This is a genomic window from Pseudomonas sp. GL-B-19 (assembly GCF_019956415.1).
Taxonomy (GTDB): domain Bacteria; phylum Pseudomonadota; class Gammaproteobacteria; order Pseudomonadales; family Pseudomonadaceae; genus Aquipseudomonas.
The window spans coordinates 44752-61158 of the sequence record NZ_JAHBDK010000042.1 but is presented as its reverse complement, the minus strand read 5'-3'; the positions used below and the strand labels follow the sequence as shown (position 1 = coordinate 61158).

Annotated in this window: 15 protein-coding genes and 1 pseudogene; 3 read left to right on the top strand and 13 right to left on the bottom strand. The window is 60.2% G+C overall.

All coding sequences use genetic code 11. The features are described from left to right. Positions 1-102: 102 nt before the first annotated feature. The 4 genes from KGB06_RS17350 to KGB06_RS17335 all read right to left on the bottom strand — a co-directional run bounded on the left by KGB06_RS17350 (position 103) and on the right by KGB06_RS17335 (position 5514). Positions 103-2001, bottom strand: coding sequence for an FTR1 family protein (locus tag KGB06_RS17350; RefSeq protein ID WP_223517786.1), 1899 nt, complete (start codon positions 1999-2001; stop codon positions 103-105). Positions 2002-2152: 151 nt separating this feature from the next. Further along, positions 2153-2785 (bottom strand): homoserine/homoserine lactone efflux protein, encoded by a 633-nt coding sequence (gene rhtB / locus KGB06_RS17345; protein WP_027926427.1) that lies wholly within the window; start codon positions 2783-2785, stop codon positions 2153-2155. 237 nt (positions 2786-3022) lie between these two features. Next, positions 3023-3604 carry a mechanosensitive ion channel family protein gene (locus tag KGB06_RS17340; protein ID WP_223517783.1) on the bottom strand — a complete coding sequence of 194 codons (582 nt, stop codon included), beginning with the start codon at positions 3602-3604 and terminating at the stop codon, positions 3023-3025. Next, positions 3604-5514 carry an ATP-binding cassette domain-containing protein gene (locus KGB06_RS17335; protein WP_223517782.1) on the bottom strand — a complete coding sequence of 637 codons (1911 nt, stop codon included), beginning with the start codon at positions 5512-5514 and terminating at the stop codon, positions 3604-3606. The genes KGB06_RS17340 and KGB06_RS17335 overlap by 1 nt, the downstream gene beginning before the upstream one ends. 50 nt (positions 5515-5564) lie before the next feature. On the opposite strand from KGB06_RS17335, the gene KGB06_RS17330 reads away from it, so the two are divergent. Next, positions 5565-6029, top strand: coding sequence for a TIGR02444 family protein (locus KGB06_RS17330; protein WP_223517781.1), 465 nt, complete (start codon positions 5565-5567; stop codon positions 6027-6029). Here the strand turns inward: KGB06_RS17330 and KGB06_RS17325 are convergent. Continuing rightward, the gene (locus KGB06_RS17325) at positions 6026-7162 is read right to left on the bottom strand and encodes an AlgP family protein (protein WP_223517780.1); all 1137 of its coding nucleotides are present in this window, start codon (positions 7160-7162) and stop codon (positions 6026-6028) included. The two genes, KGB06_RS17330 and KGB06_RS17325, sit on opposite strands and share 4 nt — an antisense overlap. Positions 7163-7354: 192 nt before the next feature. On the opposite strand from KGB06_RS17325, the gene KGB06_RS17320 reads away from it, so the two are divergent. After that, positions 7355-8020 carry an FKBP-type peptidyl-prolyl cis-trans isomerase gene (locus KGB06_RS17320; protein WP_223517778.1) on the top strand — a complete coding sequence of 222 codons (666 nt, stop codon included), beginning with the start codon at positions 7355-7357 and terminating at the stop codon, positions 8018-8020. Positions 8021-8078: 58 nt separating this feature from the next. Here the strand turns inward: KGB06_RS17320 and rsd are convergent, their stop codons facing one another. The 8 genes and pseudogenes from rsd to KGB06_RS30120 all read right to left on the bottom strand — a co-directional run. After that, positions 8079-8537 (bottom strand): sigma D regulator, encoded by a 459-nt coding sequence (gene rsd, locus KGB06_RS17315; protein WP_223518192.1) that lies wholly within the window; start codon positions 8535-8537, stop codon positions 8079-8081. 177 nt (positions 8538-8714) lie between these two features. Beyond that, on the bottom strand, positions 8715-9266 hold the full coding sequence (locus KGB06_RS17310; protein WP_223517777.1) for a disulfide bond formation protein B: 552 nt from the start codon (positions 9264-9266) through the stop codon (positions 8715-8717). 228 nt (positions 9267-9494) lie between these two features. After that, complete coding sequence (locus KGB06_RS17305) at positions 9495-10733, bottom strand: heme biosynthesis protein HemY (protein ID WP_223517776.1); 1239 nt, start codon at positions 10731-10733, stop codon at positions 9495-9497. Next, the gene (locus KGB06_RS17300) at positions 10730-11884 is read right to left on the bottom strand and encodes a uroporphyrinogen-III C-methyltransferase (RefSeq protein ID WP_223517775.1); all 1155 of its coding nucleotides are present in this window, start codon (positions 11882-11884) and stop codon (positions 10730-10732) included. The genes KGB06_RS17305 and KGB06_RS17300 overlap by 4 nt, the downstream gene beginning before the upstream one ends. 16 nt (positions 11885-11900) lie before the next feature. Then, complete coding sequence (locus KGB06_RS17295; RefSeq protein ID WP_223517774.1) at positions 11901-12668, bottom strand: uroporphyrinogen-III synthase; 768 nt, start codon at positions 12666-12668, stop codon at positions 11901-11903. Beyond that, positions 12665-13606 (bottom strand): hydroxymethylbilane synthase, encoded by a 942-nt coding sequence (gene hemC / locus KGB06_RS17290; RefSeq protein WP_223517773.1) that lies wholly within the window; start codon positions 13604-13606, stop codon positions 12665-12667. Before hemC ends, KGB06_RS17295 begins: the two co-directional genes overlap by 4 nt. Positions 13607-13743: 137 nt before the next feature. After that, a complete protein-coding gene (locus tag KGB06_RS17285) occupies positions 13744-14490 on the bottom strand; it encodes a LytR/AlgR family response regulator transcription factor (RefSeq protein ID WP_007942384.1) in 747 nt (248 codons plus the stop codon). Continuing rightward, positions 14487-14603, bottom strand: a pseudogene (locus KGB06_RS30120) (sensor histidine kinase); the annotation flags it as partial. The gene KGB06_RS17285 and the pseudogene KGB06_RS30120, both read right to left, overlap by 4 nt. Positions 14604-14949: 346 nt before the next feature. On the opposite strand from KGB06_RS30120, the gene argH reads away from it, so the two are divergent. Next, the gene (gene argH / locus KGB06_RS17280; RefSeq protein WP_223517772.1) at positions 14950-16344 is read left to right on the top strand and encodes an argininosuccinate lyase; all 1395 of its coding nucleotides are present in this window, start codon (positions 14950-14952) and stop codon (positions 16342-16344) included. Positions 16345-16407 lie beyond the last annotated feature (63 nt).

Here is a 16407-nt window from a genome sequence, read left to right as displayed (position 1 = left end):
TTTTCCTCTTCCAAAAAAATCGCGAGCAGGCTCGCTCCCACAAGTTATACGCCATCCTGTGGGAGCGAGCCTGCTCGCGATTATGAGCGCAGCGAATGCTGTTTAAGAAACCTGCACCCGCCGCTTCTCGGCCATCCAACTGCGGCTATACAACACAACAATCGCAATGATCGCCACCGCCTGAGCACTCAGCGAATACGCATCCGCATGGATGCCCAGCCAGTCGAATTCAAAGAACGGCACCGGCCGGGTGCCGAAGATCCCGGCTTCTTGCAGCGCTTTCACGCCATGCCCGGCGAACACCACCGACAGCGCGCACAGCAGACCGGCGTTGATGCTGAAGAACAACGACAGCGGCAGTTTCGCCGAACCGCGCAGGATGACCCACGCCAGACCCACCAACAGCACCAGCGCCGTGGCGCCGCCGGCCAGCACGGCGTTGTGCCCCGCAGGCCCGGCCTGCAGCCACAGGGTTTCGTAGAACAGAATCACTTCGAACAACTCGCGATACACCGAGAAGAACGCCAGGATCGCAAAGCCGAAACGCCCGCCGCCACCCACCAGGCTGCTCTTGATGTAATCCTGCCATGCCGCCGCGTGACGACGATCATGCATCCACACCCCGAGCCAGAGCACCATGACCGAGGCAAACAGCGCCGTCGCGCCTTCCAGCAATTCACGCTGCGAGCCGCTGACATCGATCACATACGCCGCCAGCGCCCAAGTCGCCAGACCAGCCACCAGCGCCAGCCCCCAGCCGACGTTGACGCTGCGCACGACCGATTGCTGACCGGTGTTGCGCAGGAAGGCCAGGATGGCCGCCAGCACCAGAATGGCTTCCAGACCTTCACGCAGCAGAATCAGCAAACCGGAGATGAAGCTCAGGGACCAACTCAGGCCATCGCTGCCCAGCAGGCCTGCCGATTCCTTCAACTTGGCCTTGGCCGTGTCCAGGCGCTGTTGGGCCTGGGCCACCGGCAAACCATCCTGCAACGACTGCCGATATGCCATTAGCGATTTTTCAGTGTCTTTGCGCACGTTGGCATCGACGTTGTCCAGAGAGCTTTCGACCAGCTCGAAGCCTTCCAGATACGCTGCGACAGACAGGTCATAGGCTTGGTCGTGATCGCCGGCACGGTAGGCAGCGATGCTCTTGTCCAGGGTGGCAGCCGTGTAATCGAGCAACTGCGCCGGGCCACGCTTGACCTGCGGCGGTTGCGCCCGCTGCGCACGGAACGTGGCGGCGGCTTGTGGGCCATCAGCGGCCTGCACTTCGGCCGGCGTCTGACGCCCGAGGTCGGCGATGTTGTAGATCTTGTCGGATTTGGCAGCCGCCGGATCGGCGCTGAAGCTGGCGATGTAGGTCGCCAGATCCCAGCGCTGACGATCGTCAAGCTGATCGGCGAAGGCCGGCATGTCGGTGCCTTCGATACCCTGGCCCAAGGTGCTGTAGAGCGCGTAGAGGCTCAGATGATCCAGGCGTGCCGTATCACGCAGATCGGACGGTGGCGGCATCAGGCCGACACCTGCCGGGCCGTCGCCAGCGCCTGCATCACCGTGGCAAACCGAGCAATGCTGGGCATACAGCGGCGCACCACGGGTCGGGTCCGGGGTTATGATCGGTGCCTGACTGATTTCATAAGTCACGGCCAGCTTCGCACCGAGTTGCCGAGCCTGACGGGCCACGTCCGCACCGTCCTGACGGGCTGCAATGGCACTGGCCAGCGAACTGACGCCCTGCTCCAGCCCTGCTTTCTCCGGCTTGGCCGGCATCGCACCGATCAAGCCTTGCAAGGTTTTGATGGATTCCAGCTGCTCGCGGTATTCGGACTCATCGATCACCTTGCCCGTTTGCACGGTTGGCGGGTAATCCGCGCTGATGTAATCGAGCAAATGCAGCGCTTGCGGCGCGCCTTCCACGGTGTCGGCCAGCAGATTGGAACTGCACAAGGCAAACAGCGGAAGCACCAGCCAGGCCAGAAAACGGGACGGGGCAGTCATGAATGAATCTCAATTGGTAATACGAAGTAACACATTGTTCCCTCCCAATGACTTTCACTCAAGCTTTGTTCGCGAGCGCCGCAGGTTCTGTGCTTGTTCAGACATGAAAAAGGCGACCTCAAGGGTCGCCTTTTTTGGATCTGACTGCTTTTTAAACCGCGGCTTTACGCAGTGTCGCCATGAACGCCGCCGCGCCGATGAACAGCCCGGCAAAGGTGCGGTTCATGCGTTTTTGCTGCTGGGGCGTGCGCAACAGACGCAGCACCTTGGAGGCCAGCCCGGTGTAACCGGCCATGACGATCAAGTCGACGCAGATCATGGTCACGCCGATGATCAGGTACTGGGCCAGCAATGGAGCATGCGGGTCAATGAACTGCGGCAATACCGCCAGCATGAACACCAGCGCCTTGGGGTTGCTGATGTTGACCAGGAAACCACGGAACACCAGCGCCATCGGCTTGCCGATCTGACGCACCGCCGCGTCATCGCTCATGTCGCTGGGCAGCGCGCGCCATTGCTTGATGGCGAGGTAAACCAGGTACGCCACGCCGAACCATTTGATCGCATAAAAGGCCGATGCTGAAGCCGTGAGAATCGCGCCCACACCGGCGCCGACAATCGCGATCTGCACCGCCAGGCCCAATTGCAGGCCCAGGGCATTCCAGTAACCGCGCCAGAAACCGTACTGCAAACCGCTGGACATCGACGCAATGGCGCCGGCACCGGGAGACAGACTGATCACCCAGCAGGCGGCGAAAAACGCCAACCATGTTTGAAGCTCCATTGCACACCTCGACTCAGACTCGTGACAGACGTCTAAGCTAATGCGGCTTTGGGTTGGTGACTACCGATTTTTTGCAGGATGTTGCGGCTGTCGACCAGCGTTTTCGGCCTTCGGGCCCCATCGCGAGCAGGCTCGCTCCCACTGTGGATCTTCAGTGGACAGAAATTTTTTGAACAACCGAGATCCAATGTAGGAGTGAGCCTGCTCGCGATGGCGGTATGTCAGGCGACAGCAGTCTTACTTTTCAAACCCGTTGGAAGGAAGTACATCACTACCGCGCCAGCGTCGAACCGAGCGCTGGAAGAACAGGCTGTTAGGCACCTGAACCATGGCGCTGCCGGTGCCGAGTTCTTCCGCTTCGATCAACGTGGTGTAAAGCAGATTGATCGCCACCACCCGACCTTTGACACCCGGCTTGTCGGTGGTATCCACCAACTCGACCACGTCGCCGAGGCGAAACGGGCCGACAGTGAAGATCAGGATCGCGCACAGCAGGTTGGAGAGCACGCTCCACATGGCGAAGAACGCCACCGCCGCCACCGCGACGAAGCCGGACAGCGCGGTCCAGAGTACCGTGGCCGACACCCCGAGGCGTTCGAGTACGAAAATCAATGCGCTGCCCATGATCAGCCAGCGCAGTCCGCCTCGCAGTGGCATCAGCAACTGCGGCGGAAACGGATAACGCTCGCCCAGCCGGGTCAGACCCTTGGCAACGAAGCGCTGGGCGAAATAACCGGCCAGCAGAATCAGCAGGATTTGCACGACGAGCCAGAGGGGTTCGATCCACACCGCCGGCAACGGCAGCTTGAACGCCTCCATCAAGACAATGCCTCCAGCTCCGCCTGCATGCTTTCAAGCAGTTCCAGCGCTTCCATCCAGGCTTCTTCCAGCTCGGCTTCACGCACCTTCAGCTTGGCCTGTTCAGCCAGCAGATCGCGCAAATCATTCTTGCGCGCCGGTTCGTAGATATCGCTGTCGCCGAGGCTCGTATCTATCTTCGCCAGCTTCTCGTGCAGCTTGCCCAGCTCGGCTTCCAGCTTGTCAGCCTCACGCTTGTGCGGCGCAAGTTGCTGACGCAATGCAGCAGCGGCCTGGCGCTGGGCTTTCTTGTCGGTCTTGTCCGGATTAACCGGCGTGTTGCTGACCGGCGCATTGCGCTGGCGATAGTCGACCAGCCAACGGGCGTAGTCTTCCAGGTCGCCGTCGAATTCCTCGACCTTGCCGTCCGCCACCAGATAGAAATTGTCCGTGGTGCTTTTGAGCAAATGACGATCGTGGGAGACCACCAGAACTGCACCACTGAACTCCTGCAGCGCCATGGTCAATGCCAAGCGCATTTCCAGGTCCAGGTGGTTGGTCGGTTCGTCGAGCAGCAGCAGGTTCGGCCGATCCCAAGCGATCAACGCCAGGGCCAGACGCGCCTTTTCGCCACCGGAGAAGTTCAGTACCGGCTCATCGATACGCGCACCCCGGAAGTCAAAACCGCCGAGGAAGTCGCGCAGGGTCTGCTCACGCTCGGTCGGGGCCAGACGCTGCAAGTGCAGCAACGGGCTGGCCTTGGAGTCGAGAGAGTCCAACTGATGCTGGGCGAAGTAACCCACCACGGTATTTTCGCCACGGGTCAGGCGACCGGCCAACGGCTCGAGCTCACCGGCGAGGTTTTTGATCAGCGTCGATTTACCCGCGCCGTTCGGGCCAAGCAAACCGATGCGCGCGCCAGGGGTCAGTTGCAGCTTGACCTTCTCCAGCACGGCTTTGTCGCCATAACCCAAACGGGCATCGGACAGGTCGATCAGCGGGCTGGAGATTTTCTGCGATTCACGGAAAACGAAATCGAACGGCGAATCAACGTGGGCGGCGGACAGTTCTTCCATCCGCTCCAGCGCCTTGATCCGGCTCTGGGCCTGACGGGCCTTGGTGGCCTGGGCCTTGAAGCGGGCGATGTAGCTTTCCATGTGCGCACGTTGCGCCTGCTGCTTCTCGTAAGCCTGCTGTTGCTGGGCCAGACGCTCGGCGCGGGCGCGTTCGAAGGCGCTATAACCACCGCGATACAGCGTGATCTTGCGTTGATCGACGTGAGCCACGTGATCGACCACGGCATCGAGGAAGTCCCGATCGTGGGAAATCAGCAACAAAGTGCCGGGGTAACTTTTAAGCCACTCTTCGAGCCAGATGATGGCGTCGAGGTCCAAGTGGTTGGTCGGTTCGTCGAGCAGCAGCAGGTCCGAGGGGCACATCAAAGCCTGCGCCAGGTTCAGACGCATCCGCCAGCCACCGGAGAAATCTCCTACCGGGCGATCCATCTGCTCGTTGGTGAACCCAAGGCCGGCCAGCAGCTTGCGGGCCCGGGCGTCGGCGGTGTAACCGTCAGCGCTGTCGAGTTCCGAGTGCAGGCGGGCCTGAGCGGCACCGTCATGCACCGCTTCGGCTGCGGCGAGGTCGCGTTGCACCTCACGCAGTCGCAGGTCGCCATCGAGCACGTAGTCGACCGCCAGGCGTTCGAGCGTCTCGATTTCCTGGCGCATGTGGGCGATGCGCCAGTCGGCCGGCAGAAAGCAGTCACCCGAGTCCGGGTGCAGTTCGCCCCGGATCAAGGCGAACAGGCTCGATTTGCCGGCGCCGTTGGCACCGATGAGGCCGGCTTTGTGGCCGGCGTGCAGGGTCAGCTCAGCGTCTTCTAGCAGACGTTGAGGGCCACGCTGTAAAGTCAGGTTCTGAAGTCGAATCATAATGGCGGCGGAGTCTACCAGCTTCGCTCGCAACTGGCGCGAGTAGCACTATGTCCTCTGACCTGTGGAGCTTTTCCCTGACGACTTACGCCCGTCCCGGCGTTGAACGCGCTTGCCTGCAATTGCAGTCGGCAGGCGTCAATGTGTGTTTGCTGCTCTGTGGATCGTGGTTGGGACAACGTGGCGTCGCCTGCAATGAACAGCGATTACAGCGGCTACGCGACGAAGCACAACCTTGGGATGCGGATGTTGTGCAACCGCTGCGCGCATTGCGTATGCAATGGAAAGCCTGCGCGACTGAGGATGCAGAATTGAAAAAGTTGCGCGAACAAGTGAAGGCACTGGAGCTGGAAGCCGAGCGGCATCTGTTGTTGCGACTGGAGCGAACGGCACAGAGTTGGCCGCAGGGTGAGGCGACCGATCTAACGGCCTGGCTGGAAGGTGTGGCGGCAGGCGCCGCCAACCTGGACCGCGACGCGCTGCATCAGCTGCGCGTCGCGGTAACCGGCACTTAGGAAGCGCTGGTTGGGGTGGTGCTGGTGCTCGACGGTGCGGCTGGCGTTGGCGCAGTCGTGGCTGTCGAGGTGGTTGCTGCCGGTGCAGCCGATGCGACTGGCGCTGGAGCCACTGGCTTGGCAGCGGGCGCAGGGGTCGGCTTGGCAAAAGCAGGTTTGGCAGCAGCAGGTTTGGCTACAGGCTTGGTTGCTGGTTTTGCAGCTGGTTTTGCTGCAGCCGGTTTAACGGCTGGTTTCGCTGCGGCAGGTTTGGCGGCGGTGGCCGGCTTGGCGGCAACAGCGGGTTTCGCAGCAGCAGTTCTGGCAGCCGGTTTAGCAGCAGGTTTGGCTGCAGCTTTTACAGCCGGTTTCGCGGCTGGCTTGACCGCAGCTTTTACAGCCGGTTTTGCGGCTGGCTTGGCCGCAGCTTTTACAGCCGGTTTTGCGGCTGGCTTGGCTGCAACTTTTACAGCTGGTTTCGCGGCTGGCTTGGCAGTGGCAGTTCTCGCGGCGGCTGGTTTCGCAGCTGCAGTTTTAGCGGCCGGTTTGGCAGCGGGTTTGGCTGCTGCGGTTCTTGCTGCAGCGGGCTTGGCAGCAGGCGATTTTGCAGCGGGCTTGGCAGCAGCGGTTCTCGCAGCGGCTGGCTTGGCGGCAGGTTTCGCAGCAACTGTTTTAGCGGCAGGTTTAGCCGGTGCTTTTGCAGCAGCGGGTTTGGCAGCGGCTTTCTTGGCAGGTGCCGCAGCAGGCTTGGCCGCGCGCAGGGACAATGCCTTGCCGACAGCCTCTTGGACACGACCGACGCCCTGGGCCAGTTTCAGGCTTTCTTGAGCATCGCGCTTGAGTTGCAGAATGTAGCTGCGGGTTTGCGACTGACGATCTTTGAGGGCATCGAGCAATTCCTCAAGTTCACTCACCGCGCCCTTGGCTTTGGCTTGTGCCTTGGCCTTGCCAGCCGCCGCGGCGTCCTGCAATTTGGTACGGGACTTGTGCAATTTTTCTTGCGCTTTTCCGCGCTGCTTTTCCAGTTTGGCGAGCAGTTTTTCAGCATCAGCCAAAGCTTGTGAACAAGCGTTTTCCAAATGATCGAGCAGGCTGCCCGACAGTTGTTGGAGTAAGTGCAACGGGGTATTTACAGGCTTCTTGGTGGCCGACATGGTTTACCTCCTGGCTGACGTGGGTGCGGCTCATACTAGACCTCTGCTGCTACCGCCGCTAGGGCATGTTGACAGTATCGAAAGCGCTGCGTTGCAACGGATCGACAATCTTCTGCGCTTGCGCAAAACCAGTTCACCTTTGTGCGCATTCACACTGGCATAATCCAGCGCATCTCAGGCTGGAGAGTGCCCATGTCGCGCTACCTTTTTTTATCGCTGTGCGTGTTTTTTTCGGTGGCTCAGGCCGACGAAAAAACTTCCGCAAATAACGCTCACGATCTTGCCTACAGCCTGGGGGCGAGCCTCGGTGAACGCCTGCGCCAGGAGGTTCCCGACCTGCAACTTCAGGCACTGCTGGAAGGCTTGCAACAAGCGTATCAAGGCAAGCCGCTGGCATTGAAAGACGAGCAGATCGAGCAGATCCTGGCCGAGCATGAAGCCCGGATCGCCGAGCAACCGGCACTCCCGCAAAGCGAAGCCGCACTCGAAAAAGAGCAGCGTTTTCTCACTGAAGAAAAAGCCAGGCCGGGCGTTCGCGAATTAGCGGATGGTGTATTGCTGACCGAGCTGACTCCCGGTACGGGGGCCAAGGCTGGCCCTGACGGTAAGGTCCAGGTTTTGTATGTCGGGCGCCTGCCGGATGGCACGGTGTTCGATCAGAACAGTCAGCCGCAGTGGTTCAGTCTCGACAGCGTGATCAGCGGCTGGCGCAGTGCACTGCAAAACATGCCGGTCGGTGCGAAATGGCGGCTGGTGATTCCATCGTCTCAGGCCTATGGCGCGGAGGGTGCCGGCGACCTGATCGCACCGTTCACACCACTCGTGTTTGAAGTCGAATTGCGCGGCGCCACCAGCTGAATCGCAGACACAAAAAACGGCGCGCATAGCGCACCGTTTTTAGCTTGCAGGAAGAGATTCAGGCCTGAACCGAGTCTTCTTGCTTGTGAGCTGTGTGCAGCACTTCGATCAGGCAGTCTTCCAGTTCAAAGCGCTCATGTAACAGTCCGCCGAGTTTCTGGAACTCTTCGGCGACACACTTTCCTGCATCACACAGGTCATTGAACGCCAGCAGCTTCTCGGTGATGACATCGATGCGCGGGTAGATGGTCTCGGCCAGTTCCAGACCACGCTTGTCGTTGAAGGCCTTGGCCTCCCCCGTCAACTGCTCGTAGATCTCGAAGTGTCCGGCAGACACGTAATCGACCAGCACGCCGCAGAACTCCTGCAACGGCTTGCGGTTGTCGCCGAGAGCCTCTGGCTTGGCGCCGAGAGCATCATAGGCTCGAACCAGCTCGTGACGTTCCTGCAACCAACGATCGATCAGCAGATGCACTCCACCCCAACGTTCCTGAGCATTCTGACAACTTTCGAGCATGGTGATCTCTCTTCCCTTGTGGGTCATGCTGCCCTACACCTGTCGCACACTTGAAGGTCAAGTACCGGTCAGGCAGAGCGTCATCGAGCAACATAATTCCAATGACACGTGCGGGCCAGATTATGCCCGCGCGGCTGTGGCTTCAAGGTACGCAGCAGATAAAGTTCATACAAGTGTTTAATCGCTCAATTGCACCCGGTGCGACGACTCGCCGCTGAGCGGTCGCTCACACGCAAGCCAGACGATGTGCAGCAACTGATAAATCCCCAGAATCGTCATCGCTACAAAGAGCAACAGACTCCATTCCGGAACGCTCAGATCGAATAACGTCCAGGAAATCTCGGCACAATCGGCGTCCCCTTGGAACATCTGCGTGACCTGGCATAACCAGGGCATGTTCTCGTACGCCGCTTCCAGGTTGGGCGGACATGTCGATAACTCATGCAAAGGATCACTCTGCAACAAAATCTGCCGCCACGCCGTAATCGTTCCCGCGAGGCTGCAGAAAAATCCGAGCAACCAATACAGGAATGATCCAAAACGCCCGGGCCCTTGCACGGAGGCCGTCAGGCAAACACCCGTTAGTAACACCAGGCAAAGACGCTGCAAAAGGCACAAGCCGCAAGGTCTGAGTCCGACCGCATATTCCAGGTAAAAGGAAACACCCAAGGCCAGGGAGCCTGTAATGAAAATCATGAAAAACAAGGAGCGTGAGCAGGCCAAAGACATGGCTTTTCCGTACCAGTAGAGACAGGTGGTTACGGTAGAGGAAAGCGCGCCAGCCTTTCAAGGCAGGCCGGCACGGACACTTCACCAGAAGTGTAGGGAATTCCCGACAGCGTCGAGAGGAATTGATGTAGTCCACTGTAGGACGATGCCGACAAGGGACTACAAAGCTAAACACGCGGCGACTTTTAAGCCTTCGGAGCGCCCTTTGAGCGCCCCTTGCTCAGCACTTCACGCGTGAGCCAGCGCCGGAAGCGGTGCCGCCAGCAGGCGCTCGTCAAGCATCCCGAGCCCTTCTTGAAACAGCTGATTACTGCGTTCAGTGTCACCCAGTTGCGCCAGCAATCGCGCCAATTCTGCACAGGCTTCCGGATTGCGTTGAACCCGCAGGCTGCTTTCCAGATAATCTCGCGCCTTGCCCCACAAACTGTTTTGCAGACACAAGCGGCCCAATGTCAGCAACAGGCTTGGGTCGCCCGGATGACCTTTGAGCCAGCCCTCGGCAGTCTGTAGCTGCCGAGCCGGATCGCTGCCGCGAACCAGCCCATACAGACGCGCCAGATGGCTGTCGTAATTGCGCTTGAGGGCGGTGCGCAACACCTCTTCCGCTTCGACCTGCGCGCCCAGCTGCCGCAGCTGCTCGGCATAGGCCAGCACCAGTTGAGGCTCCTGGCGCTGAGCCGAGGTGAGCTGCTGCCAAGCGCGACCGAGTGATTGCAAACCGACCTTGCCGTCCTCTTCCTGATGCGCCGCCAGAGACAGGTTTTCGCCCCACGCACGGCGCTCCAGTTCGGCCAGTTCGGCGGGCGGCAGGACTTTATCCTTGCGCAGCTCGGGCAACAGGCGAATCACCGCCGACCAGTCACCCCGCTGCTGCAGCAGGCGCTGTAACTGGCGCAACATCTGGGCGTTATGGGGATGACGTTCATGCATGACCTGAAGCGTTGCCAAGGCGCTGTCGGTGTCGCCACGGTCGGTCTGCAATTGAGCGTGATTCAAGGCAATCGCCAATTCAGCCTGCGGCTGGCGCTCGAGTGCACGCTCCAGCAAGTTGTCGCTTTCTTCGTAATGACCTTGTTCGTTTGCGGCACGAGCAGCGCCCAGGTAAAAGAGCAATGGTTGACGCTCGGCTTCGGCAGCCCGCTGCAAATGACGCTGCGCACTCGCCCAGCGACCTTCTGCCAAATCCAACTGACCGTGCTCGATTGCCACTTGCACCCGACGGCTGCGATTACGGCGCGACCAGGGATTGACCACGCCGCTGGAGGTCATCACCAGCTCAATCAACACCTTGATGCCCCAGAACACCAGCCACAATACCGCGACCAACGCCAGGGTCGCCCACAGGCTCGATTCGTAACGAAAGCTCTTGTAGGCAATCAGCACGTAACCTGCATGCTCGGCAATCGCCAATCCCAGCGCAGCAGCAGCGGCGATCACCAGGAACACGACCACATAGAGGCGTTTCATGGCGTTGCCTCCTGAACGGTATCTGCAGCCGGTTTAGCCATCGGCTTGATCGAGTCTTCGGCGTTGACGTTACGTCGCTCCAGATAACCCTGGACAGCGCTTAGCGTACCGGTCAGATCCGGCGTCACGACCGTGACCCGTTGTTTGCTCAATTCACCCACCTGCTCGAGCATCACTTTGCTCTGGGGATTGTCCGGGTTGAAGTTGCCGGTCAACACATCCCGTGCTTCCGCCAGCGACTGGGTGTAAACCGCTGCCTGGCCATTGAGCGCGGCCCATTGCGCCTGCTCCAGTGCCAGGCTCAGGGCAAGACGCACCTGGCTCAGGCTCTGCCCGGCCAACAGTGGCCGAACATTTTTGTCAGCGTTGAAGTCGATGCGGATGTAGCGAGAGATCTGATCCCACCACTGCGCCCAACGACTGGCACCGTCGCCATCGGCAGTCAGGCCCAGCAGCGAATCACCCCGGTCCTTGTACTCGGGCGCAAGCTCGGTCAGGTCGATCACCTGATCACGCAAAGCGCCCAGTCGCAGGAACAACCCGGTGCGATCCGGCTGCTCGGTGCTGCGCAACGCCACCAGGGTTTTGGCTACTTGCTCGCGAGCGGCGAAGGAGCCCGGATCGTTTTGGTCACGGAGAATTTCGTCGGCACCCTGCACCAGCGCCTGGGCGCTGCTGATGTCCTGCAATGCCGACAGACGCAGGCTGGCCAGCCGCAGCAAGTGCTCGGCCTCGGCCAGACGCCAGTCCTTGCGGCTGGCACCGAGGACGGTTTCCAGGCGCTGGTTCAGGCGCTGTTGATCGCCCTGCAACTGTGTCACCAGACGGGCGCGCGCTTCCAGTTCATCAACGGCAGGCAACTGCTCCAGGCGTGCGCTAATGCGTTGCTCATTGAGCTTGAGGTTTTGCGCCTGATCGTTCAGCGCCTGTACCTGAGCCAGTTGCTGCTGGTTATAGGCCTGCAGGTGACGCACCTGCCAGACGCCCCAACCACCCACCGCAACACCGGCAGCGCCGAGCAACAGCGCGACGATTGCCAGCCCATTGCCTGGGCGCTGCACGGCGGCAGGCGGTGCAGTTTCAACCGGTGCTTCAACCGGCGCATCGAGTACCGACCGGGCGTCATCTTTAGGCAAGGCAGTTTCGCTCACGTATCCATCCTTTGCGTTAGAGAACGGGTTCGGGATGCTCCCGCAACGCCGTCAGCAATGCCGCGGCGCTGGCGCCACGACAATCCACAACTGTTTGGGCCCCGGCAGCACGTGCCAGCTCGGCGACCCTGGGGCTTGGAACAAACAACGGCAACCGCGCCAATTGTGGCCAGGCAGCGCCGGCCAGTTGATGCAGATACTCAAAACCTTGCCCACTGCTGACCACCAGCGCGTTCAAGCGTTCCGCTTCGATCCGGTCAGGCAGTGCCGCCAGCGGGTAGTGAGGCAGGCCGCGGCGGTACAACTCCAGATACTCGACACTAGCACCAAGCTCGCGCAAACGCTCAGCCAGGAGTTCGCGCCCGCCCTCCCCGCGCATGATCAACACTCGCGGATCGGGCCGGATGATAGCCTCGCGCAACTGCGCAAGCTCAAGCAATGCTTCGCTGTCATCACCTTCGGCTGGACAGATCACGTCCAGCCCGCCGTCTTCAAGGATTTGCGCGGTGGCGGCGCCTACACTGAACCACTTCAGCGCAGGGGGATTCGGCCAATACTGGCTGACCAGTTCGACGCCGATTCTGGCCGCGGGTTTACTGACCACGATCACCGCGCAAAAACGATCCAGCCTCTGAATCGCCGCGCACATTGTGTCAGAGACTGGAATCGGCTCGATTTCCAAAAGCGGCAAGCAACTGCTGAATATCCCCGCTTGCGCAAGAATATCGCTCAGTGCCGCGGACTCATCCGCAGGGCGCGTCAGCAGCAAGCGCCAACCCGTCACTCGTGACCTGCCTCGCCATAAACCGCTTTCAGAATATCGTCAGCGCCCTGGCTCAAAAGGTCTTCGGCCACTTGTATGCCCAAGGATTCGGCGTCGGCGCGTGGCGCGCGGGCCTCGGCACTGAGCAACAGACCGCCACTTGGGTCACCGACCAGACCACGCAACCAGATCTGGTCGCCTTCCAGCACGGCATAGCAGGCGATCGGCACCTGGCAACCGCCATTCAAATGTTTGTTAAGCGCACGTTCGGCGGTCACGCGAGTGGCGGTGTCCTGATGATGCAACGGCGCCAACAAGGCATGAATTTCGCTGTCCGCCGTGCGGCATTCGATACCGACTGCGCCCTGGCCACCGGCCGGCAAGCTGTCGTCAACGCTGATCGCCGACGTAATGCGGTCTTCGAAGCCCAGGCGAATCAGGCCAGCGGCGGCGAGGATGATGGCGTCGTATTCACCGGCATCGAGCTTGGCCAGGCGCGTATTGACGTTGCCACGCAGGAAACGGATTTCCAGATCCGGACGGTGGGTCAGCAACTGTGCCTGACGACGCAGGCTGGAGGTACCGACGATGCTGCCCTTTGGCAATTCGTCCAGGCTGGCGTAGGTGTTGGAGACGAAAGCATCGCGCGGGTCTTCACGCTCGCAGATGCAAAACAGGCCGAGGTTTTCGGGGAAGTCCATCGGCACATCTTTCATGGAGTGCACAGCGATGTCGGCTTCGTTGTCCAGCAGCGCGGTTTCCAGTTCTTTGACGAACAGGCCCTTGCCGCCGATTTTCGACAGTGGCGAGTCCAGCAGCTTGTCGCCGCGACTGACCATGGGTACCAACGTCACGAGCAGACCGGGATGGGCCTCTTCCAGACGGGCTTTGACGTGCTCGGCCTGCCATAGGGCCAGGGCACTTTTGCGGGTGGCGATGCGGATTTCGCGAGTGGACATGGATCAATCCGTACTGAATAGATACGGCGGATAATAACAGCTCAGCCAAATCCACTTTGACTTGTATCAGAAACTGCGTGGCCTCCCTGGCCTTGACGTCCTGCAAGCGGGTGTAAAATTCGCCGGTAAATGGCGGTTTAAAGCTGCTGCATCATCTTGCGCACGCCGGCCACATGCCGCCGGCTGACGATCAATGCGTCACCGTTCAAGCCTTTAAGGAACAGCTGGAAATGCCCCAGAGGCGTGCGCTGCAGGCGTTCGATGCGCTCGCGGGCGACCAGAGCGTTGCGGTGGATACGCACGAATCGGTCGCCAAACTCATCCTCAAGGGCCTTCAGCGGCTCATCCAGCAACACTTCGCCGCCTTCGTGGCGCAAGGTCACGTATTTGTGATCGGCAATGAAGTACACCACCTGATCCAACGGGATCAGCTCGATCCCCTTGCGGGTTCGCGCGCTAATGTGGCTACGGGGACCGCTGCCACTTTCGGCGGCGGGGCGTGTCAGGGCAGCGAGCTGGATACGGTTGGGTCGCTCGGCTTTCTTTAATGCTTCGTGAAGATGTTCAGTACGCACTGGTTTCACCACATAGCCTACGGCGCTGGCCTGTAAGGCTTCCACGGCAAATTCATCGGGTCCTGCACAAAACACCACCGCGGGCGGAGTTTCGCGTTCACACAACCGCGCAGCCACTTGCAGGCCATCGAGGCCTGGCATGCGGATATCGAGCAGCACGATATCCGGCTTGTGACTGTCGATAAGAGCCAACGCCTCTTCGCCGTTCGTGGCGCTGGGCTCCAGGACACTGTATCCCTCGAGTTCGCCGACCATTCGGCTCAGGCGCTCGCGGGCCAAGGGTTCGTCATCAACGATCAGGACATTCATATTGCGCTGGATTCCTGCGTGAGTCTCGCACAAGGATAGCGTAGACAGGTGAAGTGACGTCCGTCACCGCGATCCACGCTAAGACTAGCGCGAGGGCCAAAAAGTGCCGCGTAATCGGCGGCTAAATTTTCAACTGCCGCGTGATCGGAGGCTCTGGCCCGCGTTAGCGAGGGATCGCCGTAGGGTTTGCCGATACACAATATGAACACCCCCTCTTCTTATAGTCGGTTGTTGCACCAAGAAGTGCGCGGATACTACTGTCCAACTGTAGACGGTTGCCGGGACGATATTGCTCAATTGACAAATATCGTTGCGCAATTTCGCAAAGACTTACCTTGAGTATGGACCGAGGTATAAGAAAAAAACGTATCGACCAGTGTCAGCGACAGGATTGGCAACCCTGTTATTATCCGCGACAGCTTTCAACGTCACTTTTCTCCAGCCGATACGAGCGAATTCATGAGCACTGACAAGACCAATCAGTCCTGGGGCGGCCGCTTCAGTGAACCCGTCGACGCCTTCGTCGCCCGCTTCACCGCCTCCGTCACTTTCGACCAGCGCCTGTATCGCCACGACATCATGGGCTCGATCGCCCACGCCAGCATGCTGGCCAAGGTCGGCGTGCTGACCGATGCCGAGCGCGACAGCATCATCGATGGCCTGAACACCATCCAGGGTGAAATCGAGGCCGGTCAATTCGACTGGCGCATCGACCTCGAAGACGTGCACATGAACATCGAGGCGCGCCTGACCGATCGCATCGGCGTCACCGGTAAGAAGCTGCACACCGGCCGCAGTCGTAACGATCAGGTTGCCACCGACATTCGCCTGTGGCTGCGTGACGAGATCGACCTGATCCTGGGCGAAATTACCCGCCTGCAAAAAGGCTTGCTGGAGCAGGCCGAGCGCGAAGCCGGTAGCATCATGCCCGGTTTCACCCACCTGCAAACCGCGCAGCCCGTGACCTTCGGGCACCACATGCTGGCCTGGTTCGAAATGCTCAGCCGCGACTACGAGCGTCTGGTCGACTGCCGCAAGCGCACCAACCGCATGCCATTGGGCAGCGCCGCGCTCGCCGGTACCACCTACCCGATCGACCGCGAATACACCGCGCAGCTGCTGGGCTTCGACGCCGTCGGCGGCAACTCGCTGGACAACGTGTCCGATCGTGACTTCGCCATCGAGTTCTGCTCGGCGGCAAGCATCGCGATGATGCACCTGTCGCGCTTCTCCGAAGAACTGGTGCTGTGGACCAGCGCGCAGTTCCAGTTCATCGATCTGCCAGACCGTTTCTGCACCGGCAGCTCGATCATGCCGCAAAAGAAAAACCCCGACGTGCCAGAACTGGTTCGCGGCAAGTCCGGCCGTGTCTTCGGCGCGCTGATGGGCTTGCTGACCTTGATGAAGGGTCAGCCGCTGGCCTACAACAAGGACAACCAGGAAGACAAAGAGCCGCTGTTCGACGCCGCTGATACCTTGCGCGACTCGTTGCGGGCCTTTGCCGACATGATCCCGGCGATCAAACCCAAGCACGCGATGATGCGTGAAGCAGCGCTACGCGGGTTCTCCACCGCCACCGACCTGGCCGACTACCTGGTGCGCCGTGGCCTGCCGTTTCGTGACTGCCACGAAATCGTTGGTCATGCCGTGAAGTACGGTGTGGAAAGTGGTAAAGATCTGGCGGAAATGAGCCTGGAAGAGCTGCGCAAATTCAGCGACCAGATTGATCAGGACGTGTTTGCCGTGCTGACCCTGGAAGGTTCGGTCAATGCGCGCAACCATATCGGCGGCACTGCGCCGGCACAGGTCAAGCTGGCAGTGGTTCGCGGCCAGGCTTTGCTCGCCAGCCGCTAAAAGCTTCGCGAGCAGGCTCGCTCCCACAGGGGATCTTTGGTGTTCACAAAATCTGTGCTCACT

Coding starts and splice junctions, on each gene's coding strand:
- KGB06_RS17350 (WP_223517786.1), bottom strand. CDS start 2,001: ATGACTGCCCCGTCCCGTTTTCTGGCCTGGCTGGTGCTTCCGCTGTTT.
- rhtB (WP_027926427.1), bottom strand. CDS start 2,785: ATGGAGCTTCAAACATGGTTGGCGTTTTTCGCCGCCTGCTGGGTGATC.
- KGB06_RS17340 (WP_223517783.1), bottom strand. CDS start 3,604: ATGGAGGCGTTCAAGCTGCCGTTGCCGGCGGTGTGGATCGAACCCCTC.
- KGB06_RS17335 (WP_223517782.1), bottom strand. CDS start 5,514: ATGATTCGACTTCAGAACCTGACTTTACAGCGTGGCCCTCAACGTCTG.
- KGB06_RS17330 (WP_223517781.1), top strand. CDS start 5,565: ATGTCCTCTGACCTGTGGAGCTTTTCCCTGACGACTTACGCCCGTCCC.
- KGB06_RS17325 (WP_223517780.1), bottom strand. CDS start 7,162: ATGTCGGCCACCAAGAAGCCTGTAAATACCCCGTTGCACTTACTCCAA.
- KGB06_RS17320 (WP_223517778.1), top strand. CDS start 7,355: ATGTCGCGCTACCTTTTTTTATCGCTGTGCGTGTTTTTTTCGGTGGCT.
- rsd (WP_223518192.1), bottom strand. CDS start 8,537: ATGCTCGAAAGTTGTCAGAATGCTCAGGAACGTTGGGGTGGAGTGCAT.
- KGB06_RS17310 (WP_223517777.1), bottom strand. CDS start 9,266: ATGTCTTTGGCCTGCTCACGCTCCTTGTTTTTCATGATTTTCATTACA.
- KGB06_RS17305 (WP_223517776.1), bottom strand. CDS start 10,733: ATGAAACGCCTCTATGTGGTCGTGTTCCTGGTGATCGCCGCTGCTGCT.
- hemC (WP_223517773.1), bottom strand. CDS start 13,606: ATGTCCACTCGCGAAATCCGCATCGCCACCCGCAAAAGTGCCCTGGCC.
- KGB06_RS17285 (WP_007942384.1), bottom strand. CDS start 14,490: ATGAATGTCCTGATCGTTGATGACGAACCCTTGGCCCGCGAGCGCCTG.
- argH (WP_223517772.1), top strand. CDS start 14,950: ATGAGCACTGACAAGACCAATCAGTCCTGGGGCGGCCGCTTCAGTGAA.